This is a genomic window from Kribbella sp. NPDC104218, from assembly GCF_055584105.1.
Window position 1 is genome coordinate 1,099,257 of sequence record NZ_JBVJMQ010000003.1, and the last position, 22,862, is coordinate 1,122,118.

Genomic DNA, 22,862 nt, shown 5'->3' on the forward strand with positions numbered 1-22,862 from the left:
CCGATCGGATCCGTACCCGTTTCAGCTCGCCAGGATCGCGATCCCGGCCGGAAAACCGAGGAACAGCATGAACGCCGCGCACATCACCAGCTGCGCGACGAGCATCGACTGCGACCGCTCCCCCGCCTTGCCTTCGACGTCGGCGAGCTCTTTGCGGCGCAACGACGCGGCCCGGGCCAGCAGCGAGGCGCGGATCTTCGCGCCCTCGTCGCCGGCCAGCGCCAGCGCGGACGCCAGGTCCCGCAGCTCCTCGACGCCGAGATCCTCACCCAGGCGGGCCATCGCGTCCCACGGCGTGATGCCGATCAGCCGCGCGTTGGCCAGCGCCTGCCGGATCCTGGCCATCGCCCAGTGGTCGCCGATCGTGGACGCCGTCATCAGCGCCTCCGGCAGCCCGCGGCCGCCGGCCAGGTTCATCGCGACCAGGTCCAGGAAGCTGCCGACCACGTGCCGGAAGTCGCGCCGCCGCGCCTCCGCCTCCTGGCGCAGGGCCAGGTCGGGCAGGAAGAACGCGAACGCCATCGCGCCCAGCGTCACGACGGCCGGCGTCGCACCAGGTGCGGCGAACCCGATCGCGCTGAACAGGAACAGCACGATCGGGATGAAGATCAGCGCGCCGAGCGCGAAGAACACCTTGGTCGCCAGCATCGTCGCGAACGGCTGGTTCATCACCGCGAGATCGCGGCGCAGCTTGCCGAACGCCCAGCCGCGGGCGTTCGCCTCGGCCTCGAGCCGCCGGCCGAGCGTCTCCTTGGCCCGGTCCAGGCCGCCGAGGGTGCGCTCACCGGCCGCGCTCGCGGTCGCGCGGCTGGTGTAGCCGGCCCGGCCGGCGTCGATCCGGGCGATGGTGGACAGCACGTTCGCGCGCGGCCGGACGAACATCCGCACCAGCAGGAACACGCCGAGCCCGACCAGAGCGCCGGAGAAGAAGGCCCACGTCATCCGCCGACCACCTCCATCCGCTCCTCGGACCGCCCGGCCCGCTTGTCGTTACCGCCGATCAGGAAGCGTTCCGGCACCTCGATCTTGGCCAGTCTGCGCAGCCAGATCAGACCCAGCGCATACAACGCGATCACGATGAACAGCACGAACTGCCCGATGAAGCTGGTGTAAGGCGCGACGTACTGCGGGTTGAACAGCACGAGCGCGGCCGCGACCAGCAGCGTGATCGCGACGACCACCTGGACCGAACGCCGGGTGGAACGCCGTTCCGCGGCGACCTTCCGGCGGACGTCGAGCTCCTCGCGCGCGGAGTCGGCCAGCGCGCTCAGCACCTCCCGGAGACCCGGCCCGCGCAGCCGCGCGTTCAGCACCAGGGCCGCGACGATCAGGTCCGCGGACGGGTCGTCGAGGTCGTCGGCGAACCGCATCAGGGCCGAGGGCAACGGCTCCCGGATTCGCAGCCGGTCGACGAGCAGGTTCAGGCCGGGCTTGATCGCGGGCGCCGCGTTCACCGCGGTGGCCGGGATCGCCTGCTCCAGACCGACCGCGCCGGCGATCGTGTCGCGCAGCGCCTCGGTCCAGGTGGCCAGCGCCTCCAGCCGGTCGATCGCGCGCCGCTCCTCGCCGGTACCGCCGAAGAACCGGTCGGCCATCGCGGCCAGCAGCCCGAGGGCCGCGGCCAGCACCAGCCACTTGGTGACGACCAGCACGATCAGGCCGACCGCGATCCCGCTGCCGATCCGGATCAGCTGCTTGCGGCCGTCGACGTTGTTCCGCCGGAAGAAGGACGGCGTCTCGTCGCGCGGCTCGGTGCCGCGGATCGCGATGATCAGCAGCAGGATCCCGCCGCCGACGACGGCGCCGCAGAGCAGCGCGAGCAGGGTCTCGTCGGTCATCAGGCCCACGTCCCGTGCACGAGCGGCTGGTAGCCGTAGTGCTCGAGCTCGTCCATACAGGCGATCGGGGCGTGCGCGGCCGCGTGGCCGTCGGGACCGGGCGCGAAGACCTCGCCGGACAGCACGCGACCGTCCCAGCCGGTCACCTCGCGGATGCTCTCGACGTACCGGGTCAGGGTGCCGCCGTGCTGGTAGTCGTTGTGCTTGCGGACGAACACGACGAAGTCGAGCGCGCCCGAGATCAGCATCTGGGTGGCCTCCATCGGCAGCCGCTCGGAGGCCTGGATCGCGTACGTGCTGATCCGGTTGAACACCTCCATCGAGCTGTTCGAGTGGATCGTCGACAGCGAGCCGTCGTTCCCCTGGCTCATCGCGTTCAGCATCGTGACGATCTCGTCGCCGAGCACCTCACCGACGATGACCCGGGACGGGTTCATCCGCAGCGACCGGCGGACCAGGTCGGCCATGCTGACCATGCCGACGCCCTCGGAGTTCGGCAGCCGCTCCTCGAACGCGACCACGTTCGGGTGCAGGTCCTTGAACTCGCCGAGGCCGAGCTCGAGCGAGCGCTCGACCGTGATCAGCCGCTCGTGCGGCGCGATCTCGTTGGCCAGCGCGCGCAGCAGCGTCGTCTTCCCCGAGTTGGTCGCGCCGGCGATCATGACGTTCTTCCGGGCCCGGACGGCGGCGCGCAGGAACGAGCCGACGTCCTCGGAGATCGTGTTGTTCGCGACCAGGTCGCGCAGGAACACCCGGCCGAGCCGCGCGCGCCGGATCGAGACCGCGGGGCGCGACGTCACGCCCATCACCGCGGACAGCCGGGAGCCGTCGGGCAGCCGCAGGTCGAGCTGCGGGTTGGCCGAGTCGAACGGGCGGCTGGTCAGGCCGGCGTGCGCCGCCAGCACCTGGATCAGCTCGACCAGTTCGTCGTCGCTCTCGGCGACCGGGCCCGGCATCTCCTCGCGGCCGTCGCCGTACTGGACGAAGACCTGGTCGCAGCCGTTGATGTCGATGTTCTCGACCTCGGGGTCGTCGATCAGCGGCTGCAGCCGGCCGACGCCGAACAGCGCGGAGTGGATCGCGCCGGCGATCTGGGCGTCGTCGTCCGGGGTGGGCGGCGTCCGGCCCTCGGCCAGCTCGTAGCGGGCGTGGTCCTCCAGGACCTGCACGATCAGCGACCGGGCGTACTCCCGCTCGTCCTCGGCGCTCATCGGCGGGACGCCGTTCACCTGGTCGCGACGGCGCTGCTCGTTCAGCCGCTCCGCGACCTGGACCCGCAGGCGGCGGACCAGCTCCTGATCAGCCGTCATCGCTCCCCCTGCCCGGGGAAGGCCGCCTGGGCCATGTCGAAGTCGTGCGGGGTGGCGACCAGCGCCGACATCTCAGCGGCGATGTCGGTCGCAGACCGGATCAGCTGGGTCTTTTCCAGCCGGCCGTGCCCACGGCCGTCGAAAAAGGCCGCACCGACCGGGTCGTACGCCAGATGCCACCGGTGCCGGACCGGTACGGACATCTGGTCGAGAACCGTCCAGACCTGCTTGACGGCGTCCCGCTGCTTCGGGTCGGCCACGACGACCACTCCGAGCTGGGCGTCGACGTGATGTACCAGCGAGGACAGGCGCTCGCGGAGGTGCGCCACGGACGAGCCGGTCGCCGTACAGACCATGACGATCAGCCGCGCGGAGTGGATGACGGGCAGCTGCGGAGCGGTCGCGCTGACCCGCCCGCAGTCAGCCAGGACGTCGGCGGCCTGCATCTGGTTGAAAGAGATGCCCAGCGGGTGCCAGAGGCCGCCCATACCGCCGATCTGCTCCGGCGAGCGGACGCCGAGCAGTACGTCGAGGCCGCCGTCCAACTGCTGGCTGTGGGCGAGGATCACCTCGTCGCCTAGCCCCTTGCGGCTCGCGGCCGCCAGGGAGACCAGACCGCGGTCCGAGTTCAGCGGGGCGCCGCCAGGAGCCGTCATCCGGATACCGACATCGCTGCCCGACGGGTCGCACTCGGCCAGCAGCACCTGCCGCGGCCAGAGCGCGCCGAGGACGAGACCGGCGGTCGTGACTCCCGGGGAGCCCTTCGCGCTCGCGAATGCCACCAGTGCCATCAACCGGCTCCGTTGTTCCGCGCGACCTCGGGCTTCGTTGCGGGGTTCAGCTTCACCAGTACGAGCGTTTTCGCCGCAGCCGCGGCAGCCACACCCGGTGCCTTGCTGCTGGGGACCAGGATCGTCACGTTCAGCGTGTTCACCGTCGAGGTCTTGTCGGCCACCACACCGCCGGCCGCGCTGGTCACCTCGGCCGCAGTCACCAGGATGCCCAGACCGGCGGCGTCCTGGTTCGCGCTCGGCACCCGGACCACCTGGACGATGTCGCCCTCGATGAGACCGCCGGCCGGCGCCCGGCCGGCCTCCAGGACGACGCCGATCTCCGCGCCGGTGGACGGGATCGGGGTCTCCTTCACGAGGTTGCCCTTGGCCAGGTACTGCCCGTTGAACAGCCATCCGGTCGTGTACTGACCGAGGAACTGGTTGCGATCCGACCACTTGATCAGGCCGTCGGTGGCACCGGCCAGATCGCCGCGGGCCAGGTCACCCGGCTGGAGCCGGTGGCCGGGTGGCATCGGATCCTTGGTGCTGATCGCGACGTACCCCTCGCGGTTACCGCTGTTCAGCGCGATCAGCGCCGATCCGGCGGCGCCGAGCAGGATGAGGATGACGGCGAGGGCGGCCAGGGCGGGCCGGCGCTCTCGGCTACTGGGGAGGCGGTTCGTACCACCGCCCCCCGAACGGCCCGCTCCGCGGGCGTTGGAGGACGGAGTACGCGTTGAGGACGAGAGACTCACGCGCCCTACCGTAACGGCACCGCAGGCCCAATCAGGTCAGGAGACGCTGGCCGTTACCGGCTCGCGACCCGGCTGCGCTCTTCGACGGTCAGCAACTCGGTGAAAGCGCCCGGGCCGCCGTACAACTGGTCTAGATAGCCGTACAGGCCGTGCAGCGCCAGACCGAGCTCCCGCTGCCAGCCGTCCGCGGCCTCCAGCTCCGCGGCCAGCGCGCGGCCGTCGGTGAGCGTGACGGCGGAGTTGACCGGCTGGTCGAGCCGCTCCCCCGCACCGGTACGCCGGGCGTGCAGCTCGCGAACCGCTCCCGCCAGCGCCGCGCGCGCCGGACCGGCCAGCAATTCGTCGAAGCCGCGGCCGCCGTACAGCTGGTCGAGGTACTCGCACAGGGCGAGGAAAAGCTCGACCGCGTCGTACTCGTCGCCGTCGGCCGCGACGTGCCGCAGTTGGGCGATGACGCCACGGGCCTCGGCGACAGTCCATTGCGAGGAGCCAAGACGCTCAGTCATGCGTCGATCCTAGGAGGACAGTAGGGCGTAATTCGTTAACAGATCGGGTGCTTCAAGTAGCTGGCGAGTAACCGATTGTTTGCTAACGTCCCGGCGAGGCGATCAGAAAGTGAGGTATCGGTGACGAGCACAGCGGCGCGCGCACGCGCGACTCTCGCAACGGCCCTCGGGATCGCGTTTCCCACCGCCGTTCCGCTGCAGGGTGACCGCATCTGGCTCACCAGCCGCCGTGACACCGTCTCCACCACCGCCATCGAGCAGTACGTCGCTCGCCGCGCCGCCGGGGTGTCGGACGATCGCCTCCTCGCCGAAACGGTCGCCCTGCTCGGCGCAGAGGTCGCACGGGTCCGCCGGACCGACCCGGCCCAGGGCGCGACCGCGGCTCTCGACCGGATGCTCGCCGTCCCCGGTCTGGACCGATCGCGGACCGCCGAGGCCCAAGCCATGCTGCAGGTGGCCCTCCGCGCCGCGGCAGCAACCTCCCCCGAGGCCGCTGCTCGCCTGCAGACTCCCAGCCAGGCTTCCCCGCTTTCCGTCCTCGAACGCGGCCGGGCGATCTCCCGCGCGGCCCACGGCGCGCCTCCCGAGCCCCGGACCCAGCACGAGCCGACGTCCCGTTCCGGGTTCGTCGGCCGGTTGCGGCGGGTCTTCAGGGTGGAGCGGCGTGAGAACCAGTTGCGCGCCCAGTACGACCGCTATCAACTGCTGGTCAAGGCTTGGGGTGCCGGCGCCTGGGTTCAAGGTGAGCTGGAGGGTACGGCTGAGGCGATCCGCCGGCGCGGAGGTGTGCTCCCGGAGGCTCCCTGGCAGGCAGGGGCGCGGTACACGGCCGAAGGTGTTGCGGCCGCGACCGCGCTGACCCGGGTCGACCCGAGGGCCGCGCAACTCCGGCAGCAGGTGGCCGCGCAGGTCGGCGAGCTGGAGCTGGCCGTCGCGGAGCTGACGCACCTGGCCGAGACCAAGGTGACCAGCTCAGGCGCTGCGACCGTTGAGGCCGCCGAGCTTGAAGGTAAAGCTGAGGTCGAGGCCGCGATGCGGGATCGAGGCGCTGCCGAACGGGCCCGGGTGATCCGGGTCGCAGCAGTTGCCGCGGGGAACACGGCTGTCCGGCACACGGAGCTGGCGGCCGGCTACCAGCAGGCAGCCGCGAACGCCGCGCACACGCTCCAGGGGTACCGCAACCTGCTGGCCGAGACCGACGCTGTCATCGCCGATCCGAGCCGTCCGCACGGACAGCTCGCCGTCCTCGCGGACGATGCCGCGAACCGGAGCACGGAGTACGTCGCCGCGACCGCACAGGCCATGCCCGTCCACGACGCGCTGGAGACCGGCGTACCGACCGGGCCGGCTCTGCTGGCGCCGGTCGACGACATCAACCGCATCCTCGCCGAGAACGGTCTGCGTCAGCGGCTCGACAACATCGCGCCACGGCCGATTCCGGCCGCGGAGTACCGGCGGCTGATGTCCGCCGACGGCATGATCATCCCGGTCGGCGGCGCGCCCGGCGACGACGTCAACCAGGTGACACAGGTGCGGTTGCGGATGAAGCGCCGCGATCTCACCGAGATCGTCGACCGCGACTACGACCTCGCCGAGCAGATCAACGGCACGTTCGGCACCGGCAACCAGGGCGTCAGCACGTCCGTGACGCAGTCGACCGGGACGTCGGGCGGCGTCGATCTGCAGGCGTTCCTCATGATGACGCCGCCCACCAGCCCGGTCCACGCGGTCGGCCAGGTGGTCGCGCCGCGGGCCGACCTCAGCTCGGGGGAATCCTTCACCGCGTCGTCCGGCCAGGCCGGGCACTCCCAGTTCGGGCGGGTGGACGACGATCGCGGCGAGTCGCTGCTCTACCAGTGGACCGGCGAGTGGGAGATCGAGGTCCGCAACTCCCCCACCGCCCCCTGGTCACCGGCCGAGACAGTTGCCGCCGGCAAGCAACTCACCTGGGTCCCGAGCGCGTACGCGGTCAAGCCGGCAGCCGCCACCGTCACTTTGGCCCAGCTCGGGCGGGCCGACGAGGTCAGTCCGGAGCTCCCCCAGCACACCGTCACCCGGTTCAACGGTCTGCAAGCGATCAGCGATCGCCTCGTCACGCAGACCCGTGACCAGTTCGGCGCGCTCGACCGGGTCGCCTACGACCATCTCAACGTCATGATGACCCGCGACCCGGCCCGCCTGTTGCACGAGTACGTCAAGCCCGGCGGGCTGACCCGTCCGATCTCGGTCGCCGGGCGGCCGGCGTACGAGCTGACGGTCGCGTTCGAGCCCGTCTGGAGCACTGCGAAGCTCAGCGGTGAGCGCAGCTTCGACCTGTGGCAGGAGGAGATCGAGAACGAGTTCAGCGGGATCAGCGCCAGCGAGACCTACGGCACGTCGCTGAGCGGGAGCGTCGGGCTGGGCGCGGACACCGTTCCCGGTGCGCCCTCGGCCGCCGTGGCGCGCGGAGTAAGCCGGTCCGGCGGCCAGAACGTCAGCCGGACCACCATCTCGCCGACCGCGCACCGCAACCAGAACTCGACCCAAGGCGTGATCGTCGATTTCAAGGTCCGGGCCGTGCTCCGGAAGATCGGCGACCGCAACGCGGCGCCGGTCGTGGTCACCGATACCTGCGAGGCGCGCCTGCGCGTTCCCGAGAACGATCTGCTGCGCGCCGGCGGTCCGGCCGCAGCCGCCGCCGTCCTCCGGAACCCCGACGGCACGCAGCGGCTGGACCAGGACGGACGCCTCCTGCTCAGCGGTGATCCGGAGCCGTCCGCGACGCCGCAGGCCTTGCCGCCCTGGCTGGGCAACGGTCCCGATCAGCTGCGCGGCCCCGGTAAAGCCATCGCCGAGAAGCTGACCGGCGTCGACGAACTCCGGCGCCAGGCGCTGACGAACCTGCAGCGGCTCGGTCTGGTCCCGCCGCTCGACAGCGACTTCCAGCCGATCGCCGACGATCCGGGCAAGGACGACCTCCGGCGCGCGGGCCAGCACGCGAACTACAACGCCGTCATCCAGAACCTCACCGCGCACCGCCTCCGGGGCGGGCTGAACCAGGCCTGCCAGGGCGGTATCCCGATCACCCTGGTCGACCAGCGCACCGGCCGCGATCCGCACTACCGCCAGTTCCGGCTCGCCGTCAGCCAGGACTTCGACACCGTGATCGGCCGCGGTACGACGCCCACCCGCAACGTCATCCGTCTCGGGATCACCTCGGCCGCCACCAGCCGGAACTCGAGCCGCTCGAAATCCCTTCCGCTGTCCGCCGGGTTGTTCGGCCTCAAGCTCAACCGGAACGCCCTCGCCCGCAGCCTGTCGTCGTCGGAGGGCAAACGCGCCAACCGGGTCACGATCACCGAGAGCACCGAGCCGCTCAACGCCCTGCAGCAACGCGTCCTGATGACCTTCGGTGAGCAGGGTCAGGCACAGCCGCTCGCGGCCGTGACGGGCAGCGTGCACCTGCTGTACGACAGCGGTCTGACCCGGTCCGCGACGCCGGCGCCCGCGGTGAGCCCGAAGGCGCCGCACCCGCAGGCGATCCGGGACGCGATCACTGTCGCTGTGGACGCGCGCAACCCGGCCGACCAGATCATCGCGGCCGTCGACAGCTTCCGGGCCGACTCCAGCGCCGTCGCGCAGATCCACGCCGCCCTGTCCCCGGAAAGTCTCGTCGCCAACCCGGACTGGATGAACGGCAACCTCGAGATCCCGCTGGTCGTCACGCAGCGCGGCCTGCAAGCCCAGCAGTACAAGGTGGTGCTGCGCGGAGAGGCGGTCAGTCAGACCGTCGTCGCGGCGACCGGTCAGATCACCGGCAACATGAACCTCAACATGACGGACTCCAGCCTCACCGCCGGTTCGTCGACGGGCGGTGGCGCCGCGATCGGTAGCGGCACCAGCCCGGTCGCCGGCTCGGTCGGCCGGTCCGCAGGGACGTCGGAGTCGACCGGCAACAGCCAGACGAACGCCCAAGAGTGGCAGCTGATCCACCTCGGCACGCACTACGAACTGCTGAACCGCTTCCGGCTCCAGGCCGATATCGTCGACAGCCGCGGCGCCGTCGTCCAAACCGTCCCGCTGGACGACGCGATCGCACAGCGGGCAATCGCCGAGCGACGAGCCCACCCCCTGTACGCCGCCGGCCGGATGGATCTGCCGCTGCCCTTCGTGGCCGATGCCGCCGAGCGCTACCTGAACGACCGCCTGCCGATGGACGCGAAGACCGCGGCCGGCTTCATCCGTCGCTACCAGGTCGAGAAGGCCGGGGCGACGACCGGGCTCGCCGCCGAGCACACCAGCGAGCAGCTCGTCGCCAAGCTGCTCGACAACTCCGGCGCGCAACGCCCGTCGCCGGCTGCGCGCGTGGACGAGACCTTGCAGGCGACCGAGCAGCTCGCCGAGCAACGCCGAGCGGTCGACCTCGGCGCCTCGTACGACACCAGCGTCGCGTCGGCCCAGATCGAGTCGATCGCGCCGGTCGGCCGACCGGGTGAGCGGGTTGACCTCTTCGAGCTGGTCCGGCCGCAGTTCGAGCAGATCGCCCCCGGTGTGCTCGCGGAGAGCCAGCTGCTCGCACCGGCGCTGCGGGTCAACCTGGACGCCTTCCAGGGCGACTTCGAGAACATGCTCGGCCCACGCGGTTTCAACACCACGGTCGAGGTGCCGGTCGCCGGTCAGCCCAACCCCGATCTGTACCGGGTTCGCATCACCGCACGCTACGTCGGCGACTACACCGTCGACGGCACGCCAGAGATCCAGAAGGTCGACGCGGTCGGTCTCGACGGCGCCTACCGGTTCCGCGGCCAGAACCGCTCGATCGGCCGTAGTACGACGTACGACGCGGGCATCGGCGGCGGCAGCGGCGACGTCACGGGCGGCGCCGGGCTTAAGCGGGAGCGGCAGACGACAGCAGGCAGCGGCGAGCTGGCCACGACGATCGACATGAGCGGTCACTTCGACCTGGCCGCGGTCGAGCGCCGGGTGGTGTTCACCAGCGAGGTTGTCCGGGTCCGGGACGCGGGCGCCGCCGCGATGACCAGCGCGCGCTGGAAGCTCCAGCGCACCACACCCGCCGAGCAAAGCATCGCCGCGAGCCCGCGGCAGCTCGCCGCGGACGTCACGCTGCTCGCGCCGCGCGCACTCATCGGCGAGCCAGGTAGCCGGGAGGCGGCAGCAGAGCAGCAGTTCGACCACCGCTCGATCCAGCTCTCCGAGAGCGCGATCGTCCAGACCGCCTTGCCGTATCCGCAGGGCGCGCGTCCGGCCGACCAGCTCTACAACGCTCTCGAAGCCGAACTCGCCCGGCCGCAATGGCTCGGCGTCAGCGGCTTCGCCGAAGCCCAGGGTGCGCTCGGGGATCAGCTCGGTCCGGTCGGGCTGAAGGCGTCGTTCGCCGAGCTGACCGGCCCGAACGGCCTCCAGCTGATGCAGATGGCGACGCGCGGCAACGGCCACGCGACGGTCGCGGTCACGGTCAAAGCCCGGATGACCGGCTTCGCGCTCGCCGAGGACGCCGTCAGTGACGCGCAGACCGGCTCGGTGAGCCGGCTGGAGACCAGCTCCCGCTCATCCAGTACGTCGAGTCGCCTCGGCCCGGGCTCGGTGAACGCAGGTGTCGCGGGCGGCCCGGTCTCGGTCGGCGGCTCGGCGAGCCGGCAGGTCAAGGAGCAGAGCTCCGCCGGGCACGGCACGCGGCTGGAGACGACCAAGTTCGAGGAGGGCGAGGTCGTCGCGGTCCGGATCCCGGTCAGCTACGACGTGACGATCGCGAAGGGCAAGCAGCACAAACAGCTTCCGAACGCCGCGGAGGCCCAGTTCGTGGTCAAGATGCTCAAACACGAGTACCTCGACGCGCTGCGTCAGCTGGAGACCGGAGCGGGCGCCGACAACGCATCAGCAGCGGCCCGGCTGCAGCTCACCCCCGAGAAGCTGCGGACGCCGGACATCCGGGCTTCGGCGTACCACGAAGATGCCGCGGGCAACCAGGTCTACGAGCCCTACCGCCCGCTCGTCGACGCGCTCGCGCAGGCCAAGCGCGACGGGACGACGCTGGTCGTGGCGATGGCCGACCGGGACGGCCAGGAGCGGGTTTACGTTGCCGCGAGCAACGGCACGCTGGCCGGGGTCGGCGACGGCGGTTTCGGTGCGGCCTTCGGCGGGCTGGATCCGCGCCTGGCGCTGATGGCGCAGGGCCGGGTCGACCTTCGCCAGGTGTACGACGCCGCCGGTCCCGACGAGAACTTCAGCGCCAAGGTGTCCGACGAGCTGGTGCGCAGCGGCGTACCGGACAGCATGCTCAAGGGCCTCGACTACAGCACGACGGCGCGCCAGTTGAGCCCGGCGGCGACGCCGAGCACGGTAGGGTCCACCCGGTCGAGCCGCGAACAGGAACGAGGGCACTGATGCTGCGGGCGAGGTCGTTGATCGAGGCACAGGTCTACGAGAGCGTGCTGACCGCCGCCGACGAGAGCGTCCCGGCGGTGCCGCCGCCCGGGCTCTCCGGCAACCTGACCGAGGGCGAGACCGGCTGGACGTACGCGTCGACCGTCGGCGAGATCGAGATCCCGTACGCCGCCGAGGACGCTTCCCGCAAACTCGGCGTACCGTTCGGCCTCGGCGTCTCGACGATCATGGACGCCGCGCTCTGGGCCGTCCTGTCGGGCACGTTCGCCCGCCGGGCGCTGACGGCCGACATGTCGTACACCGGTCAGCCCGATCAGGACCGCTCGGTCGTCGAGCTGAACTGGGAGTACGCAGCGTACGCCGTCCGCGAGGCGATCAAGTTCCTGCCCGAGGACGCCGACCAGGTGCCGGAGTCGGCCGTCTGGTCGGAGTACGGCCGCCGGCTGCTGGCCGAGAGCCCGCAGATGCTGTTCCGCGGGAAGCTGTTCGACGATCTGGAGTACTACGAAGGCACGCTCGCCGACTTCCGCGCGCTCTACGCCGGCCCGTCGACGTCCTGAATCTCGATCCGGATCGCCCGCGCGTCCACCCCGGCCTGCTCCAGCACCTTCTGCTTCGGGTCCGGGACGCCGAGGAACGGCGCCCGCACCAGCGGGACCAGCCCCTTCAGCCGCGGGTCCTCCAGCACGGTGTCGATCGCGCGCCGGTCTCCCCCGCACACCAACGCATCCAGCCGCGCCTCGGCGAGGATCCGGACCGCGACCTCGGTCGCCGCGTTGAACGCCTCCCGCGCCTGGTTGTCCCGCCGCCGCGCGAACCGCTGCTGGGACCACCCGCCGGCCTTCGTCGTCCCCTGCACATGCCGCGACCCGACCTTCGAGTCGACCAGCCGCGCGCCGACGAACACCCCGGCCCCGTATCCGCCGCGCCGAACCAGCAGGACGCCGAGCCGATGCTCACCCAGCACATGCGCAACCAGCCCCTCGCGGCTCAACTCCGCGAGAGGCTGGAACGGAACACTCACCACGGCGACCGTCCCGTCCGCGGCAGACACCGTCACCTGATGCGGTGCTACCTCGAACGAGACGTCGCCGTGGCGTTCACCGAAGCCGGTCAGCCATTTGTCCAACCGCTCCGGCGCGACCGTGACCGGTCGGGTCACACGTTGAAGCCGAGGGCGCGGAGCTGGTCCCGGCCGTCGTCGGTGATCTTCTCGGGGCCCCACGGGGGCATCCAGACCCAGTTGATGCGGAAGTCGTTGACGAGGCCCTCGAGGGACATCCGGGTCTGGTCCTCGATGACGTCGGTGAGGGGGCAGGCCGCGGAGGTCAGCGTCATGTCGATGATCGCGGTCGAGCTGTCGTCGACGGTGACGCCGTAGATCAGGCCGAGGTCGACGACGTTGATGCCGAGCTCGGGGTCGACGACGTCCTTGAGCGCCTCGAGCACGTCCTCGACCGGCGGCGGGGTGGTGCCGGGCTGCGCACCGGCGGCCTGGGCCGCGGCGGCGGCCTCGAGGTCGACCTCGGGCAGCTCGATCTTCTCGTCGGTCTGGTCAGGCATTGCGAACTCCTTCGTTGGCAGCGAGGGCTTGCGCCGTCGCGTCGCGCCAGGCGGACCAGCCCAGCAGGGCGCACTTCACGCGGGCGGGGAACTGCGCGACACCCGCGAAGGCGACGCCGTCCTCCAGGATCTCTTCGTCCGGCTCGACGTTTCCCCGGCCCTGCATCAGCTCCAGGAACTTCTCGTAGGTCGCCATCCCCTCGGCGACCGGTTTGCCGATCACCAGGTCCGACATGACGGACGTCGCCGCCTGGCTGATCGAGCAGCCGACGCTGTGATGGGTGACGCCCTTCACGGTGTCGCCGTCGAGCTCGACGCGGAGCGTGACCTCGTCCCCGCAGGACGGGTTCACGTGGTGCACCTCCACGTCGTACGGGTCCGCCAGCCCCGCGTGGTGCGGGGTGCGGTAGTGATCCAGGATGATCTCCTGGTAAAGGCTGTCGAGCTGCATATCAGTCCACCTTGAAGAAGCTATGGACGAACTCGAGGCCGTCGACGAGCGCGTCGATCTCCCCGGGCGTCGTGTACAGGTAGAAAGACGCTCTGGTCGACGATTGCATTCCGAACCGCTCGTGGACCGGCCGCGCGCAGTGGTGCCCGGCGCGGACGGCGATCCCGCGAGTGTCCAGCACGGTCGACACGTCGTGCGGATGGACGCCGGCCAGCTCGAAGCTGATCGCGCCGCCGTGGTCCGTCGCGTCGGCCGGGCCGAGCAGCTTGAGACCCTTGACGGTCTTCAGCCCCTCCAGCGCATACTCGACGATCGCGTGCTCATGTGCGGCGATCTTGTCCATGCCGATCCCGGACAGGTAGTCCAGGGCGGCGCCGAGACCGACGGCCTGGGCGATCGGCGGCGTCCCGGCCTCGAACCGGGCCGGGGGCGGCGCGTACGTCGAGCCGGTCATCCGGACGACCTCGATCATCTCGCCGCCACCGAGGAACGGCGGCAGCTCGGCGAGCAGGTCGTACCGGCCCCAGAGGACGCCGATGCCGGTCGGGCCGACCGCCTTGTGCCCGGTGAAGACCAGGATGTCCACGCCGAGCGTGGACACGTCGACCGGGAACTGCGGGACGGCCTGCGACGCGTCGACCACCACCGTCGCGCCGACCGCCTTCGCCTTGACGGCGATCTCCGCGATCGGGTTGATCGTGCCGAGTGCGTTCGAGACCCAGGTCAGGGCGACGACCTTGGTCTGCTCGGTCAGCAGCTCGTCGATGTTGCTCAGGTCGAGCCGGCCGTCCTCGGTGACGCCGAACCACTTCAGCGTCGCGCCGCTGCGCTCACACGCCAGCTGCCACGGGACGATGTTGCTGTGGTGCTCCATCTCGGAGATCACCACGACGTCCCCCGGCTTCAGCCCGGCGCCGAGCGTGTGCGCGGCCAGGTTGAGCGCCTCGGAGGCGTTCTTGGTGAAGACGATCTCGTCGCGGTTGGTCGCGCCGATGAAGGCCGCGACCTTGTCCCGCCCGCCCTCGTACGCCGCGGTCGCCTCCGCGCCGAGCTGGTGCATGGCGCGGGCGACGTTCGCGTTGTGGATCAGGTAGTGGTCCTCGATCGCCTGGACCACCTGGCGCGGCTTCTGCGAAGAGTTGGCCGAGTCCAGGTAGACCAAGGGGTGCCCACCCGCGAGCTCACGGCTCAGGATGGGGAAGTCCGCCCGGACCGACTGCAGGTCCAGGGGACTGCTGAAAGTCCGGGCGTCGGTCACTTGGCGACGGCCTTGACGAAGCGCTCGTAGCCGTTCGCCTCGAGCTCGTCGGCCAGCTCGGCGCCGCCCTCTTCGGCGACCTTGCCGTCGACGAACACGTGCACGAAGTCCGGCTTGATGTAGCGCAGGATCCGGGTGTAGTGGGTGATCAGCAGAACGCCCTTGTCACCCTTCTCGGCGAACCGGTTGACGCCGGTGGAGACGATCTTCAGCGCGTCGATGTCGAGGCCGGAGTCGGTCTCGTCCAGGATCGCGATCTTCGGGTCGAGCAGCTCCAGCTGGACGATCTCGTGGCGCTTCTTCTCACCGCCGGAGAAGCCCTCGTTCACGTTCCGGGTGGCGAACTCCGGGTCCATCTCCAGCGACGCCAGCGCGGTGTTGACGTCCTTGACCCAGGTGCGCAGCTTCGGGGCCTCGCCGTCGATCGCGGTCTTGGCCGTCCGGAGGAAGTTGGCCACCGAGACGCCGGGGACCTCGACCGGGTACTGCATGGCCAGGAACAGGCCGGCCCGGGCGCGCTCGTCGACGGACATGTCCAGCACGTCCTCGCCGTCCAGCGTCACCGAGCCGCCGGTGATGTTGTACTTCGGGTGACCGGCGATCGAGTACGCCAGGGTCGACTTGCCGGAGCCGTTCGGGCCCATGATCGCGTGCGTCTGACCACCGGCGATGGTCAGGTCGACGCCGCGCAGGATCTGCTTCGGCCCGGCTTCGGTGTCGACCGATACCTGCAGGTCGCGAATCTCGAGTGTCGCCATGAGGTTTCTCTGTCTCCGGTTCGTTTTACAGGGACTGCTGGTTCAGGGGGTTCTTGACGTCGACCAGGAGGTCGGTGCCCTCGACGCGGACCGGGTACACCGGGACCGGGTCGTAGGCGGGCAGGCTGAGCGGCTCGCCGGTGCGCAGGTCGAACCGCGATCCGTGCAGCCAGCACTCGATCTCGCAGTTGCCGACGTCACCCTCGGACAGCTGGATCTGCGCGTGCGAGCACTCGTCGCGGACGGCGAAGTACTGGCCTTCGCTCTTCACGACCGCGACCTCGACGCCGCCGATCTCCACCGAGACGACTCCCTCGTCCGGTACGTCGGCGGCGGCGCAGGCGCGCTCGAAGCTGTCGCTCACTGGCCGAGCGCTGCCTTGGCGGAAGCGCTGATCTCGGCGGTACGGGCCAGCTTGGTCTCGATCACCTCGTGCAGGTGGTCGACGACCTCGGGGACGCCGATCTTGCCGATGATGTCATTGAAGAAGCCGGCCACCACCAGGCGGCGGGCGGCGTCCTCGGGGATGCCGCGAGCCTGCAGGTAGAACAGCTGCTCGTCGTCGAAGCGGCCGGTCGCGGACGCGTGACCCGCGCCCTCGATCTCGCCGGTCTCGATCTCCAGGTTCGGCACCGAGTCGGCGCGGGCGCCCTCGGTCAGGACCAGGTTCCGGTTCAGCTCGAAGGTGTCGGTGCCCTCGGCCGCGGCGCGGATCAGCACGTCGCCGATCCAGACCGAGCGGGCGTCGTCCCCGGCCAGCGCGCCCTTGTAGAGCACGTTGCTCTTGCAGTTGGTCGCCTCGTGGTCGACGAAGAGCCGGTGCTCGTGGTGCTGACCGGACTCGGCGAAGTAGACGCCGAGAAACTCGGCGTCGCCGCCCGGACCGGCGTACCGGACGTTGGCGTTGATCCGGACGACCTTGCCGCCCAGCGTCACGACGACGTGCTTGAGCTTGGCGTCGCGGCCGACGACCGAGTCGTGCTGGGCGAGGTGGATCGACTCGTGGTCACCCTGCTGGATGCTCACGACCCGCAGCTCCGCGCCGTCGCCGACCTTGATCTCGACGTTGCTGCTCAGCTCACCGGCGCCGGTGTGGTCGATGATGACGAGACCGCGGCTGTGCCGGCCGGCCTCGACGATCAGGTGCGTGAAACCGCGGCCGCCGAGGCTCGCGACGTTGACGTGGACGGGCTCGGTGAGCTCGGCCTCGTTCGGGATCCGGACGGCGAGCGCCGACGGCGACCGCTTCCACGCGATCGCGGCCGGGCGGTCCTGCGGGGTGAGCACCTTGAGCGCGTCGGCGACGACGGTCTCGATCTCGACCCGCTCCGGGCCGGTCGCCTCGAGCTTCGGCGCCTCGGTGCCGTCGGCGTCCTCGAACAGGCCCTTCAGCGCCTTGATCGGCGTGAAGCGCCACTCTTCCTCGCGCCCGTTCGGCACCGGGAAGACGTCGACGTCGTACGACGTCGGCCGCTCACTGCGCGCCTGCAGCGGGACCGGCGAACCCGGCCCGTGCGAGTGCGCCTTGTTTCCAGTAGCGACCAGTGTCTCGGTCGACATCAGCCGACGGCCCCTTCCATCTGCAGCTCGATGAGCCGGTTGAGTTCCAGCGCGTACTCCATCGGGAGTTCGCGGGCGATCGGCTCGATGAAGCCGCGGACGATCATCGCCATCGCCTCGTCCTCGGCCATCCCCCGGCTCATCAGGTAGAAGAGCTGGTCGTCGGAGACCTTGGAGACGGTCGCCTCGTGCCCCATCGCGACGTCGTCCTCGCGGACGTCGACGTACGGGTAGGTGTCGGAGCGGCTGATCGTGTCGACCAGCAGCGCGTCACAGCGCACCGTGGACTTGCTGTGGTGCGAACCCGGCGCGACCTCGACCAGACCGCGGTACGACGTCCGGCCGCCACCGCGGGCCACGGACTTCGAGACGATCGAGCTCGACGTGTACGGCGCGTTGTGCACCATCTTGGAACCGGCGTCCTGGTGCTGGCCCTCGCCCGCGAACGCGACCGACAGGGTCTCGCCCTTGGCGTGCTCGCCCATCAGGTAGACGGCCGGGTACTTCATCGTCACCTTGGAGCCGATGTTGCCGTCGATCCACTCCATCGTCGCGCCCTCTTCGCAGGTGGCGCGCTTGGTGACCAGGTTGTAGACGTTGTTCGACCAGTTCTGGATCGTCGTGTAGCGGCAGCGGGCGCCCTTCTTCACGATGATCTCGACGACCGCGGAGTGCAGCGAGTCCGACTTGTAGATCGGCGCGGTGCAGCCCTCGACGTAGTGGACGTAGGCGTCCTCGTCGACGATGATCAGCGTCCGCTCGAACTGGCCCATGTTCTCGGTGTTGATCCGGAAGTAGGCCTGCAGCGGGATGTCCACCTTGACGCCCTTGGGCACGTAGATGAACGAGCCACCGGACCAGACGGCCGTGTTCAGCGCGGCGAACTTGTTGTCGCCGACCGGGATGACGGAGCCGAAGTACTCCTGGAAGAGCTCCGGGTGCTCCTTCAGGCCGGTGTCGGTGTCGAGGAAGATGACGCCCTGCTCCTCCAGGTCCTCGCGGATCTGGTGGTAGACGACCTCGGACTCGTACTGCGCGGCGACGCCGGCGACCAGGCGCTGCTTCTCCGCCTCCGGGATGCCGAGCTTGTCGTAGGTGTTCTTGATGTCCTCGGGCAGGTCCTCCCAGGACGACGCCTGCTTCTCGGTCGACCGGACGAAGTACTTGATGTTGTCGAAGTCGATCCCGGACAGGTCGGCGCCCCACGACGGCATCGGCTTGCGGTCGAAGAGCTTGAGGCCCTTCATCCGCAGGTCGAGCATCCACTCGGGTTCGCTCTTCAGGGCCGAGATCCCCGCCACGACGTCAGCACTCAGGCCGCGCTGGGCGACCGCGCCGGCGGCGTCGGAGTCGGACCAGCCGTACTGGTAGTTGCCGAGGCCTTCCAGTTCGGGGTGAGCGGTTTGCGTCATCGTGCAGTCCTCGCAGATTCGCCGTCGGAAACCGGAGTTGCCCCCGGGATGTGGGTGGTGCAAACGCCATCGCCGTGGGCGATGGTGGCCAGCCGCTGGACGTGGCGGCCGAGCAAGGTGGCGAACACCTCGGTCTCGGCCTCACACAGCTGGGGGAACTGCTCGGCCACGTGCGCGACCGGGCAGTGATGCTGACAGAGCTGGGTGCCCTGACCCTTGACCGCGGTGGAGGCGGCGTAGCCGTCACCGGTGAGCGCCTGGGCCAGCGCCTCCGCCTTGTCGGTCTCCGGAGCCGCGTCGATCAGCTCCTGGTACCGCTGTCCCACCTCGACGGCGCGGCGGCGCGCGAACTCCGCCACCGCCTCGTCCCCGCCGGCCTCCGCGATGAACTGCAGCGCGGTGGCGGCCAGGTCGTCGTACGCCTGGTGGAACGCGTGCCGGCCGGAATCGGTCAGCACGAAGACCTTCGCGGGGCGGCCGCGGCCGCGGGGGCCGTAGACGCGCTCCTCGCGGGCCTCGACCAGGCCCTCGTCGAGCAGATGGTCGAGGTGCCGCCGGACGGCGGCGGGCGTCAGCTCGAGGCGCTCGGCGAGCACCGCGGCGCTGGACGGGCCGTTGGTGAGAATCGAGCGCGCGACCCGGTCACGCGTCGACTCGTCCCGCTCGGCAGTTTTCACAACATCAGTGTCGCGTAATTCGACGGGCCCTTCAAATAAGGCTCCCCTAACCGGTTCACGGTCCGCCGCGAAGGAAAAGGCCGGGGCGTGAGCAGGGTCACGTTCAGGCGTTCTCTATGCTGCGGTTGTGCCAGTCGCGGTGGAGATCGACAACCTCGTCGTGCGGTACGGCGAGAAAGCCGCGGTCGACGGGCTCAGTCTCACCGTAACCGGCGGCTCCGTGACGTCCGTGCTCGGCCCCAACGGCGCCGGCAAGACCACGACCGTGGAGAGCTGCGAGGGGTTCCGGCGTCCGGACTCCGGCAGCGTGCGCGTGCTCGGGCTGGACCCGATCGCCGACCACGACGAATTGATGCCGCGGATCGGCGTGATGCTCCAGGAGGGCGGCGCGTGGTCCGGCGTCCGCGCGCTGGAGATGCTCCGGTACGTCGCCTCGCTGCACTCGCATCCGCTGGACGTCGCGACGCTCGTCGACCGGCTCGACCTCGGGACCTGCGGGAAGACGCCGTACCGGCGGCTGTCCGGCGGGCAGAAGCAGCGGCTGTCGCTCGCGCTCGCCATCGTCGGCCGGCCGGAGATCGCGTTCCTGGACGAGCCGACCACCGGCCTCGACCCGCACGGCCGCCGCGAGATCTGGCAGCTGATCCGCGACCTGCGCGACGACGGCGTCACCGTCGTCCTGACCACGCACGCGATGGACGAGGCCGAGCAGCTGTCCGACCACGTCCACGTGCTGGCCGCCGGCAAGCTGATCGCCTCCGGCACCCCGGACACACTGACCGAGCAGGGCACGAAGTCCCTCGAAGACGTCTACCTGGCGCTCACCGCGCCGCCGGCCAGGGAGCAGGGATGAGCGCCGCCACCGCGGAGACCACGACGTATGCGCCGCAACCGGGGAGTGCGCCCTGGTCGCGAAAGGTTCTGGCGCACACCCGGATGGAGTTCCGGCTGCTGATCCGCAACGGCGAGCAACTCCTGCTCGCGCTGGTCATCCCGGTCGGGCTGCTGTTGCTGCTCGGGGCGACCGGGCTCGGTCACCGGCTGCCGCTCGGCGACGGCCGGCCGGTCGACGAGGCAGTACCGCGCGTGCTCGCGCTCGCTGTGCTGTCGTCGTCGTTCACCTCGCTGGCGATCGCGACCGGCTTCGAGCGCCGGTACGGCGTGATCAAGCGGCTCGGCGCTTCTCCCCTGTCGCGAACCGGTCTGCTCGCCGGGAAGATCGGGGCGGTGCTCGCCGTCCAGGTGATCCAGCTGGTGGTGCTGATCGGGACCGGTTTCGCCCTGGGCTGGAAACCGGTCGGCGGTGCTGCCGCCGTGTTCGGCGTGATCCTGACCGTGCTGTGCGGGACGGCGGCGTTCGCGTCGCTCGGGCTGCTGATGGCCGGCGTCCTGCGAGCCGAGGCGACACTGGCCGCGGCCAACCTGATCTACCTGCTGCTGCTCGTCGGCGGCGCGGTGATGACACCGGTCGACGAGTACCCGGCCGGCATGCAGGGCGTCGTCCGCCTGCTGCCGAGCGCCGCCCTCGCGAACGGCCTGTCGAACTCGACCGTCGACGGCATCGTCCCCTGGGCCGCCGCGCTCTCGCTCGCCCTGTGGGCCGGAGTGCTCGGTTACCTGGTCTCCCGAACCTTCCGTTGGGACTGAGCTTTAGAGTGTGCCGGTGATGACCGTGGAGACCCCGCCTCAAGAGACTGAACCAGTCGGCCGGTTCTGGCGTCTGGTGCCTGAGCCGAGCCTGGATGCGGTCCGGCGCTGGGGCTGGGCGTCGGTGATCGTCAACATCGGCATCGTGGTGACCGGTGGGCTGGTCCGGCTGACCGGGTCGGGGCTGGGCTGCCCGACCTGGCCGTCGTGTACGGACGAGTCGTACGTGCCGCATCCGGAGCTGGGGATGCACGGCGCGATCGAGTTCGGGAACCGGATGCTGGGGTTCGTGGTCGCGATCGTTGCGATCGGCACCTGGCTGGCCGTGATGCGGTACCGGCCGATCCGGCGTGATCTGCGTCGCCTGGCGACGGCCGCGGCGCTCGGCGTCCCGCTGCAGGCTGTGATCGGCGGTGTGAGTGTTCTCACCGGGCTGAACCCGTGGATCGTGTCGGCGCACTTCCTGGTCTCGCCGATCATCATCACGCTGACCGTCTCGATGATGCGCCGATCGCGGACGAGCCCCTATCCGCACACGCCTCCGGTGGTGCGCGCGCTGGCGACGGCGTCCGTGGTGGCGGTCTGGCTGGCCGTTGCCGTCGGCACCCTCGTGACCGGCGCCGGGCCGCACTCGGGCGACCCGGAGACCGGCCGGAACGGCCTCGACGAAGAGCTGATCAGCCAGCTGCACGCGGACGTCGTGTTCGGGTTGCTCGGCATCACGATCGCGCTCGTGATCGCGACCCGCGTCACCGCGACGTCCCGGACGTTGCGGAAACTCGCGGCCTGGCTGCTGGCCGCCGAGCTACTCCAGGGCGTGGTGGGTTTCACGCAGTACTTCACCCACCTGCCCTGGGTGCTCGTCCTCATTCACATGTTCTTCGCCGCCCTGCTGATCGCGCTCGTCACGGCCGTGTACGCCGAACGCGGGACGCCGGCTACCTGACCCGGTACACGGCTCCCGGGCCGAACATCGGCGACGACACGAACAGCTCGCCCCACCGGTTGTAGGCCACGCCGCCCGGAAGGTTGAGCTTGCCCCGGGCAAGCTCTTTGCGGTGACCGTGCTTGTCCTGCACGATCAGCGAGCCGATCGGCGAGCCGCCCAGCTCGAACTTCAGCCAGCTGTCCCGGGCGAGCTGCGCGACGGCGAGGTTGCCGTGTGGGCCGCCGGCCAGGTCGACGATCGACGTGTAGCCGTCGGCGTACCGCTTGCAGTTGCCCTTGTACGGCTTGGCCGGGTCGCAGACCGCGTTGAGCGAACCGGGCTTGATCCGCCAGATCTGCGAGGTGCCTTTGGTCGCGGGGAAGCCGCGCAGTTCGCCGACGTACCAGTAGCCGTCGGAGCCGACGGTCACCGAGGTCGCGACCGCTTCGCTCGGCATCGGCGTACCGGCCGGTGGAGCGCCCGCGCCGAGCCCGGCAGGCACCTTCACCACCCGTGGCTTGAGCCTGGCGACCGTCCGGATCTTCCCGTTCGGCCAGACCCGCAGCAGATCGTTGCCGGCCGCATCGGTCACCAGCACCGTGCCATCCTTCAACGCGGCCACGCCGTACGGGTTGGACTCCGTCGGCGGATCACCCAAGTTGTACGGGTCCGGATCCTTCGCCTGGTACTTCGCGATATTCGCCACCGCCACCGGCGTCTTCCCCGGCCGCAGCTTGAACAACGTCGCCCCACCCGGCGGAATCGGCTGCCCGGGCTCGCCCCCGGCGCCCGTCAGCGCGTACGTCGTCCCCCACACGTTCGTGTCCACCGCCGGCGGGAACCCACCCGGCACCTGCCCCAGCTTCCACTTCTTGCGGCCGTCAGTAGCCCACACCGACCCGTCCGTGACGCCGTAAATCACCTTGTGCCCGTACGTCGCCACACCCCGTGGACCGTCCAGCCCCGAAGCCACCGGCCGCAGTCCCCCACCAGCCTCCGCCGGCCCTGCCACCAGCAAACTCCCCGTCAGCCCCAGCACACC

Annotated in this window: 21 protein-coding genes; 5 read left to right on the forward strand and 16 right to left on the reverse strand. The window is 70.2% G+C overall.

The window, feature by feature from the left end; genetic code table 11:
- Nucleotides 1–21: 21 nt before the first annotated feature.
- From ACZ6ZD_RS29835 to ACZ6ZD_RS29860, 6 genes are read right to left on the reverse strand one after another with little or no spacing between them, the layout of a single operon-like run.
- Nucleotides 22–942, reverse strand: coding sequence for a type II secretion system F family protein (locus tag ACZ6ZD_RS29835; protein ID WP_465677241.1), 921 nt, complete (start codon nt 940–942; stop codon nt 22–24).
- On the reverse strand, nt 939–1,838 hold the full coding sequence (locus tag ACZ6ZD_RS29840; RefSeq protein WP_465677242.1) for a type II secretion system F family protein: 900 nt from the start codon (nt 1,836–1,838) through the stop codon (nt 939–941). Before ACZ6ZD_RS29840 ends, ACZ6ZD_RS29835 begins: the two co-directional genes overlap by 4 nt.
- Nucleotides 1,838–3,148: a CpaF family protein gene (locus ACZ6ZD_RS29845; protein ID WP_465677243.1), complete on the reverse strand. Its 1,311-nt coding sequence runs from the start codon at nt 3,146–3,148 to the stop codon at nt 1,838–1,840. The genes ACZ6ZD_RS29840 and ACZ6ZD_RS29845 overlap by 1 nt, the downstream gene beginning before the upstream one ends.
- Nucleotides 3,145–3,939: a hypothetical protein gene (locus ACZ6ZD_RS29850; protein ID WP_465677244.1), complete on the reverse strand. Its 795-nt coding sequence runs from the start codon at nt 3,937–3,939 to the stop codon at nt 3,145–3,147. The genes ACZ6ZD_RS29845 and ACZ6ZD_RS29850 overlap by 4 nt, the downstream gene beginning before the upstream one ends.
- Entirely contained in the window at nt 3,939–4,676 is a 738-nt protein-coding gene (locus ACZ6ZD_RS29855; RefSeq protein WP_465677245.1) for a hypothetical protein, read from the reverse strand. The genes ACZ6ZD_RS29850 and ACZ6ZD_RS29855 overlap by 1 nt, the downstream gene beginning before the upstream one ends.
- A 53-nt stretch (nt 4,677–4,729) precedes the next feature.
- Complete coding sequence (locus ACZ6ZD_RS29860) at nt 4,730–5,182, reverse strand: hypothetical protein (RefSeq protein WP_465677246.1); 453 nt, start codon at nt 5,180–5,182, stop codon at nt 4,730–4,732.
- Between the two features lie 120 nt (nt 5,183–5,302).
- Here ACZ6ZD_RS29860 and ACZ6ZD_RS29865 point away from each other — a divergent pair, with 120 nt between their 5' ends.
- Together ACZ6ZD_RS29865 and ACZ6ZD_RS29870 are read left to right on the forward strand one after the other, a co-directional pair.
- Nucleotides 5,303–11,566, forward strand: coding sequence for a hypothetical protein (locus ACZ6ZD_RS29865; RefSeq protein ID WP_465677247.1), 6,264 nt, complete (start codon nt 5,303–5,305; stop codon nt 11,564–11,566).
- Nucleotides 11,566–12,126, forward strand: a complete 561-nt coding sequence (locus ACZ6ZD_RS29870) for a hypothetical protein (protein ID WP_465677248.1) — start codon at nt 11,566–11,568, stop codon at nt 12,124–12,126. The genes ACZ6ZD_RS29865 and ACZ6ZD_RS29870 overlap by 1 nt, the downstream gene beginning before the upstream one ends.
- On the opposite strand, the gene ACZ6ZD_RS29875 is transcribed toward ACZ6ZD_RS29870, so the two are convergent.
- From ACZ6ZD_RS29875 to ACZ6ZD_RS29915, 9 genes are read right to left on the reverse strand one after another with little or no spacing between them, the layout of a single operon-like run.
- Entirely contained in the window at nt 12,102–12,728 is a 627-nt protein-coding gene (locus ACZ6ZD_RS29875; protein ID WP_465677249.1) for an acVLRF1 family peptidyl-tRNA hydrolase, read from the reverse strand. The genes ACZ6ZD_RS29870 and ACZ6ZD_RS29875 overlap by 25 nt on opposite strands.
- A complete protein-coding gene (locus tag ACZ6ZD_RS29880) occupies nt 12,725–13,129 on the reverse strand; it encodes a metal-sulfur cluster assembly factor (RefSeq protein ID WP_465677250.1) in 405 nt (134 codons plus the stop codon). The genes ACZ6ZD_RS29875 and ACZ6ZD_RS29880 overlap by 4 nt, the downstream gene beginning before the upstream one ends.
- The gene (gene sufU, locus ACZ6ZD_RS29885; protein ID WP_465677251.1) at nt 13,122–13,580 is read right to left on the reverse strand and encodes a Fe-S cluster assembly sulfur transfer protein SufU; all 459 of its coding nucleotides are present in this window, start codon (nt 13,578–13,580) and stop codon (nt 13,122–13,124) included. The genes ACZ6ZD_RS29880 and sufU overlap by 8 nt, the downstream gene beginning before the upstream one ends.
- 1 nt (nt 13,581) lies before the next feature.
- Entirely contained in the window at nt 13,582–14,838 is a 1,257-nt protein-coding gene (locus tag ACZ6ZD_RS29890; RefSeq protein WP_465677252.1) for a cysteine desulfurase, read from the reverse strand.
- Complete coding sequence (sufC, locus tag ACZ6ZD_RS29895) at nt 14,835–15,596, reverse strand: Fe-S cluster assembly ATPase SufC (protein WP_465677253.1); 762 nt, start codon at nt 15,594–15,596, stop codon at nt 14,835–14,837. The genes ACZ6ZD_RS29890 and sufC overlap by 4 nt, the downstream gene beginning before the upstream one ends.
- Before the next feature lie 25 nt (nt 15,597–15,621).
- Nucleotides 15,622–15,960, reverse strand: a complete 339-nt coding sequence (locus tag ACZ6ZD_RS29900) for a Rieske 2Fe-2S domain-containing protein (RefSeq protein WP_171673532.1) — start codon at nt 15,958–15,960, stop codon at nt 15,622–15,624.
- Complete coding sequence (gene sufD, locus ACZ6ZD_RS29905) at nt 15,957–17,156, reverse strand: Fe-S cluster assembly protein SufD (RefSeq protein ID WP_465677254.1); 1,200 nt, start codon at nt 17,154–17,156, stop codon at nt 15,957–15,959. Before sufD ends, ACZ6ZD_RS29900 begins: the two co-directional genes overlap by 4 nt.
- Entirely contained in the window at nt 17,156–18,568 is a 1,413-nt protein-coding gene (gene sufB / locus ACZ6ZD_RS29910; RefSeq protein WP_465677255.1) for a Fe-S cluster assembly protein SufB, read from the reverse strand. The genes sufD and sufB overlap by 1 nt, the downstream gene beginning before the upstream one ends.
- Entirely contained in the window at nt 18,565–19,245 is a 681-nt protein-coding gene (locus tag ACZ6ZD_RS29915; RefSeq protein WP_465677256.1) for a helix-turn-helix transcriptional regulator, read from the reverse strand. Before ACZ6ZD_RS29915 ends, sufB begins: the two co-directional genes overlap by 4 nt.
- A gap of 127 nt (nt 19,246–19,372) precedes the next feature.
- Between ACZ6ZD_RS29915 and ACZ6ZD_RS29920 the strand changes: the two genes are divergently transcribed.
- Genes ACZ6ZD_RS29920 through ACZ6ZD_RS29930 form a run of 3 tightly spaced genes read left to right on the forward strand, consistent with a single transcriptional unit; the run spans nt 19,373 to nt 21,838 of the window.
- Nucleotides 19,373–20,098: an ABC transporter ATP-binding protein gene (locus ACZ6ZD_RS29920; RefSeq protein ID WP_465677257.1), complete on the forward strand. Its 726-nt coding sequence runs from the start codon at nt 19,373–19,375 to the stop codon at nt 20,096–20,098.
- On the forward strand, nt 20,095–20,892 hold the full coding sequence (locus ACZ6ZD_RS29925; protein ID WP_465677258.1) for an ABC transporter permease: 798 nt from the start codon (nt 20,095–20,097) through the stop codon (nt 20,890–20,892). Before ACZ6ZD_RS29920 ends, ACZ6ZD_RS29925 begins: the two co-directional genes overlap by 4 nt.
- A 19-nt stretch (nt 20,893–20,911) precedes the next feature.
- Nucleotides 20,912–21,838: a COX15/CtaA family protein gene (locus ACZ6ZD_RS29930; RefSeq protein ID WP_465677485.1), complete on the forward strand. Its 927-nt coding sequence runs from the start codon at nt 20,912–20,914 to the stop codon at nt 21,836–21,838.
- Here ACZ6ZD_RS29930 and ACZ6ZD_RS29935 read toward each other — a convergent pair.
- The gene (locus ACZ6ZD_RS29935; RefSeq protein WP_465677259.1) at nt 21,831–22,832 is read right to left on the reverse strand and encodes a ScyD/ScyE family protein; all 1,002 of its coding nucleotides are present in this window, start codon (nt 22,830–22,832) and stop codon (nt 21,831–21,833) included. The genes ACZ6ZD_RS29930 and ACZ6ZD_RS29935 overlap by 8 nt on opposite strands.
- Nucleotides 22,833–22,862 lie beyond the last annotated feature (30 nt).

Bases quoted from the DNA above. Each gene is read 5' to 3' on its own strand.
- ACZ6ZD_RS29835 (WP_465677241.1), bottom strand. From the start codon at position 942: ATGACGTGGGCCTTCTTCTCCGGCGCTCTGGTCGGGCTCGGCGTGTTC.
- ACZ6ZD_RS29840 (WP_465677242.1), bottom strand. From the start codon at position 1,838: ATGACCGACGAGACCCTGCTCGCGCTGCTCTGCGGCGCCGTCGTCGGC.
- ACZ6ZD_RS29845 (WP_465677243.1), bottom strand. From the start codon at position 3,148: ATGACGGCTGATCAGGAGCTGGTCCGCCGCCTGCGGGTCCAGGTCGCG.
- ACZ6ZD_RS29850 (WP_465677244.1), bottom strand. From the start codon at position 3,939: ATGGCACTGGTGGCATTCGCGAGCGCGAAGGGCTCCCCGGGAGTCACG.
- ACZ6ZD_RS29860 (WP_465677246.1), bottom strand. From the start codon at position 5,182: ATGACTGAGCGTCTTGGCTCCTCGCAATGGACTGTCGCCGAGGCCCGT.
- ACZ6ZD_RS29870 (WP_465677248.1), top strand. From the start codon at position 11,566: ATGCTGCGGGCGAGGTCGTTGATCGAGGCACAGGTCTACGAGAGCGTG.
- ACZ6ZD_RS29880 (WP_465677250.1), bottom strand. From the start codon at position 13,129: ATGCCTGACCAGACCGACGAGAAGATCGAGCTGCCCGAGGTCGACCTC.
- sufU (WP_465677251.1), bottom strand. From the start codon at position 13,580: ATGCAGCTCGACAGCCTTTACCAGGAGATCATCCTGGATCACTACCGC.
- sufC (WP_465677253.1), bottom strand. From the start codon at position 15,596: ATGGCGACACTCGAGATTCGCGACCTGCAGGTATCGGTCGACACCGAA.
- sufD (WP_465677254.1), bottom strand. From the start codon at position 17,156: ATGTCGACCGAGACACTGGTCGCTACTGGAAACAAGGCGCACTCGCAC.
- sufB (WP_465677255.1), bottom strand. From the start codon at position 18,568: ATGACGCAAACCGCTCACCCCGAACTGGAAGGCCTCGGCAACTACCAG.
- ACZ6ZD_RS29925 (WP_465677258.1), top strand. From the start codon at position 20,095: ATGAGCGCCGCCACCGCGGAGACCACGACGTATGCGCCGCAACCGGGG.
- ACZ6ZD_RS29930 (WP_465677485.1), top strand. From the start codon at position 20,912: ATGACCGTGGAGACCCCGCCTCAAGAGACTGAACCAGTCGGCCGGTTC.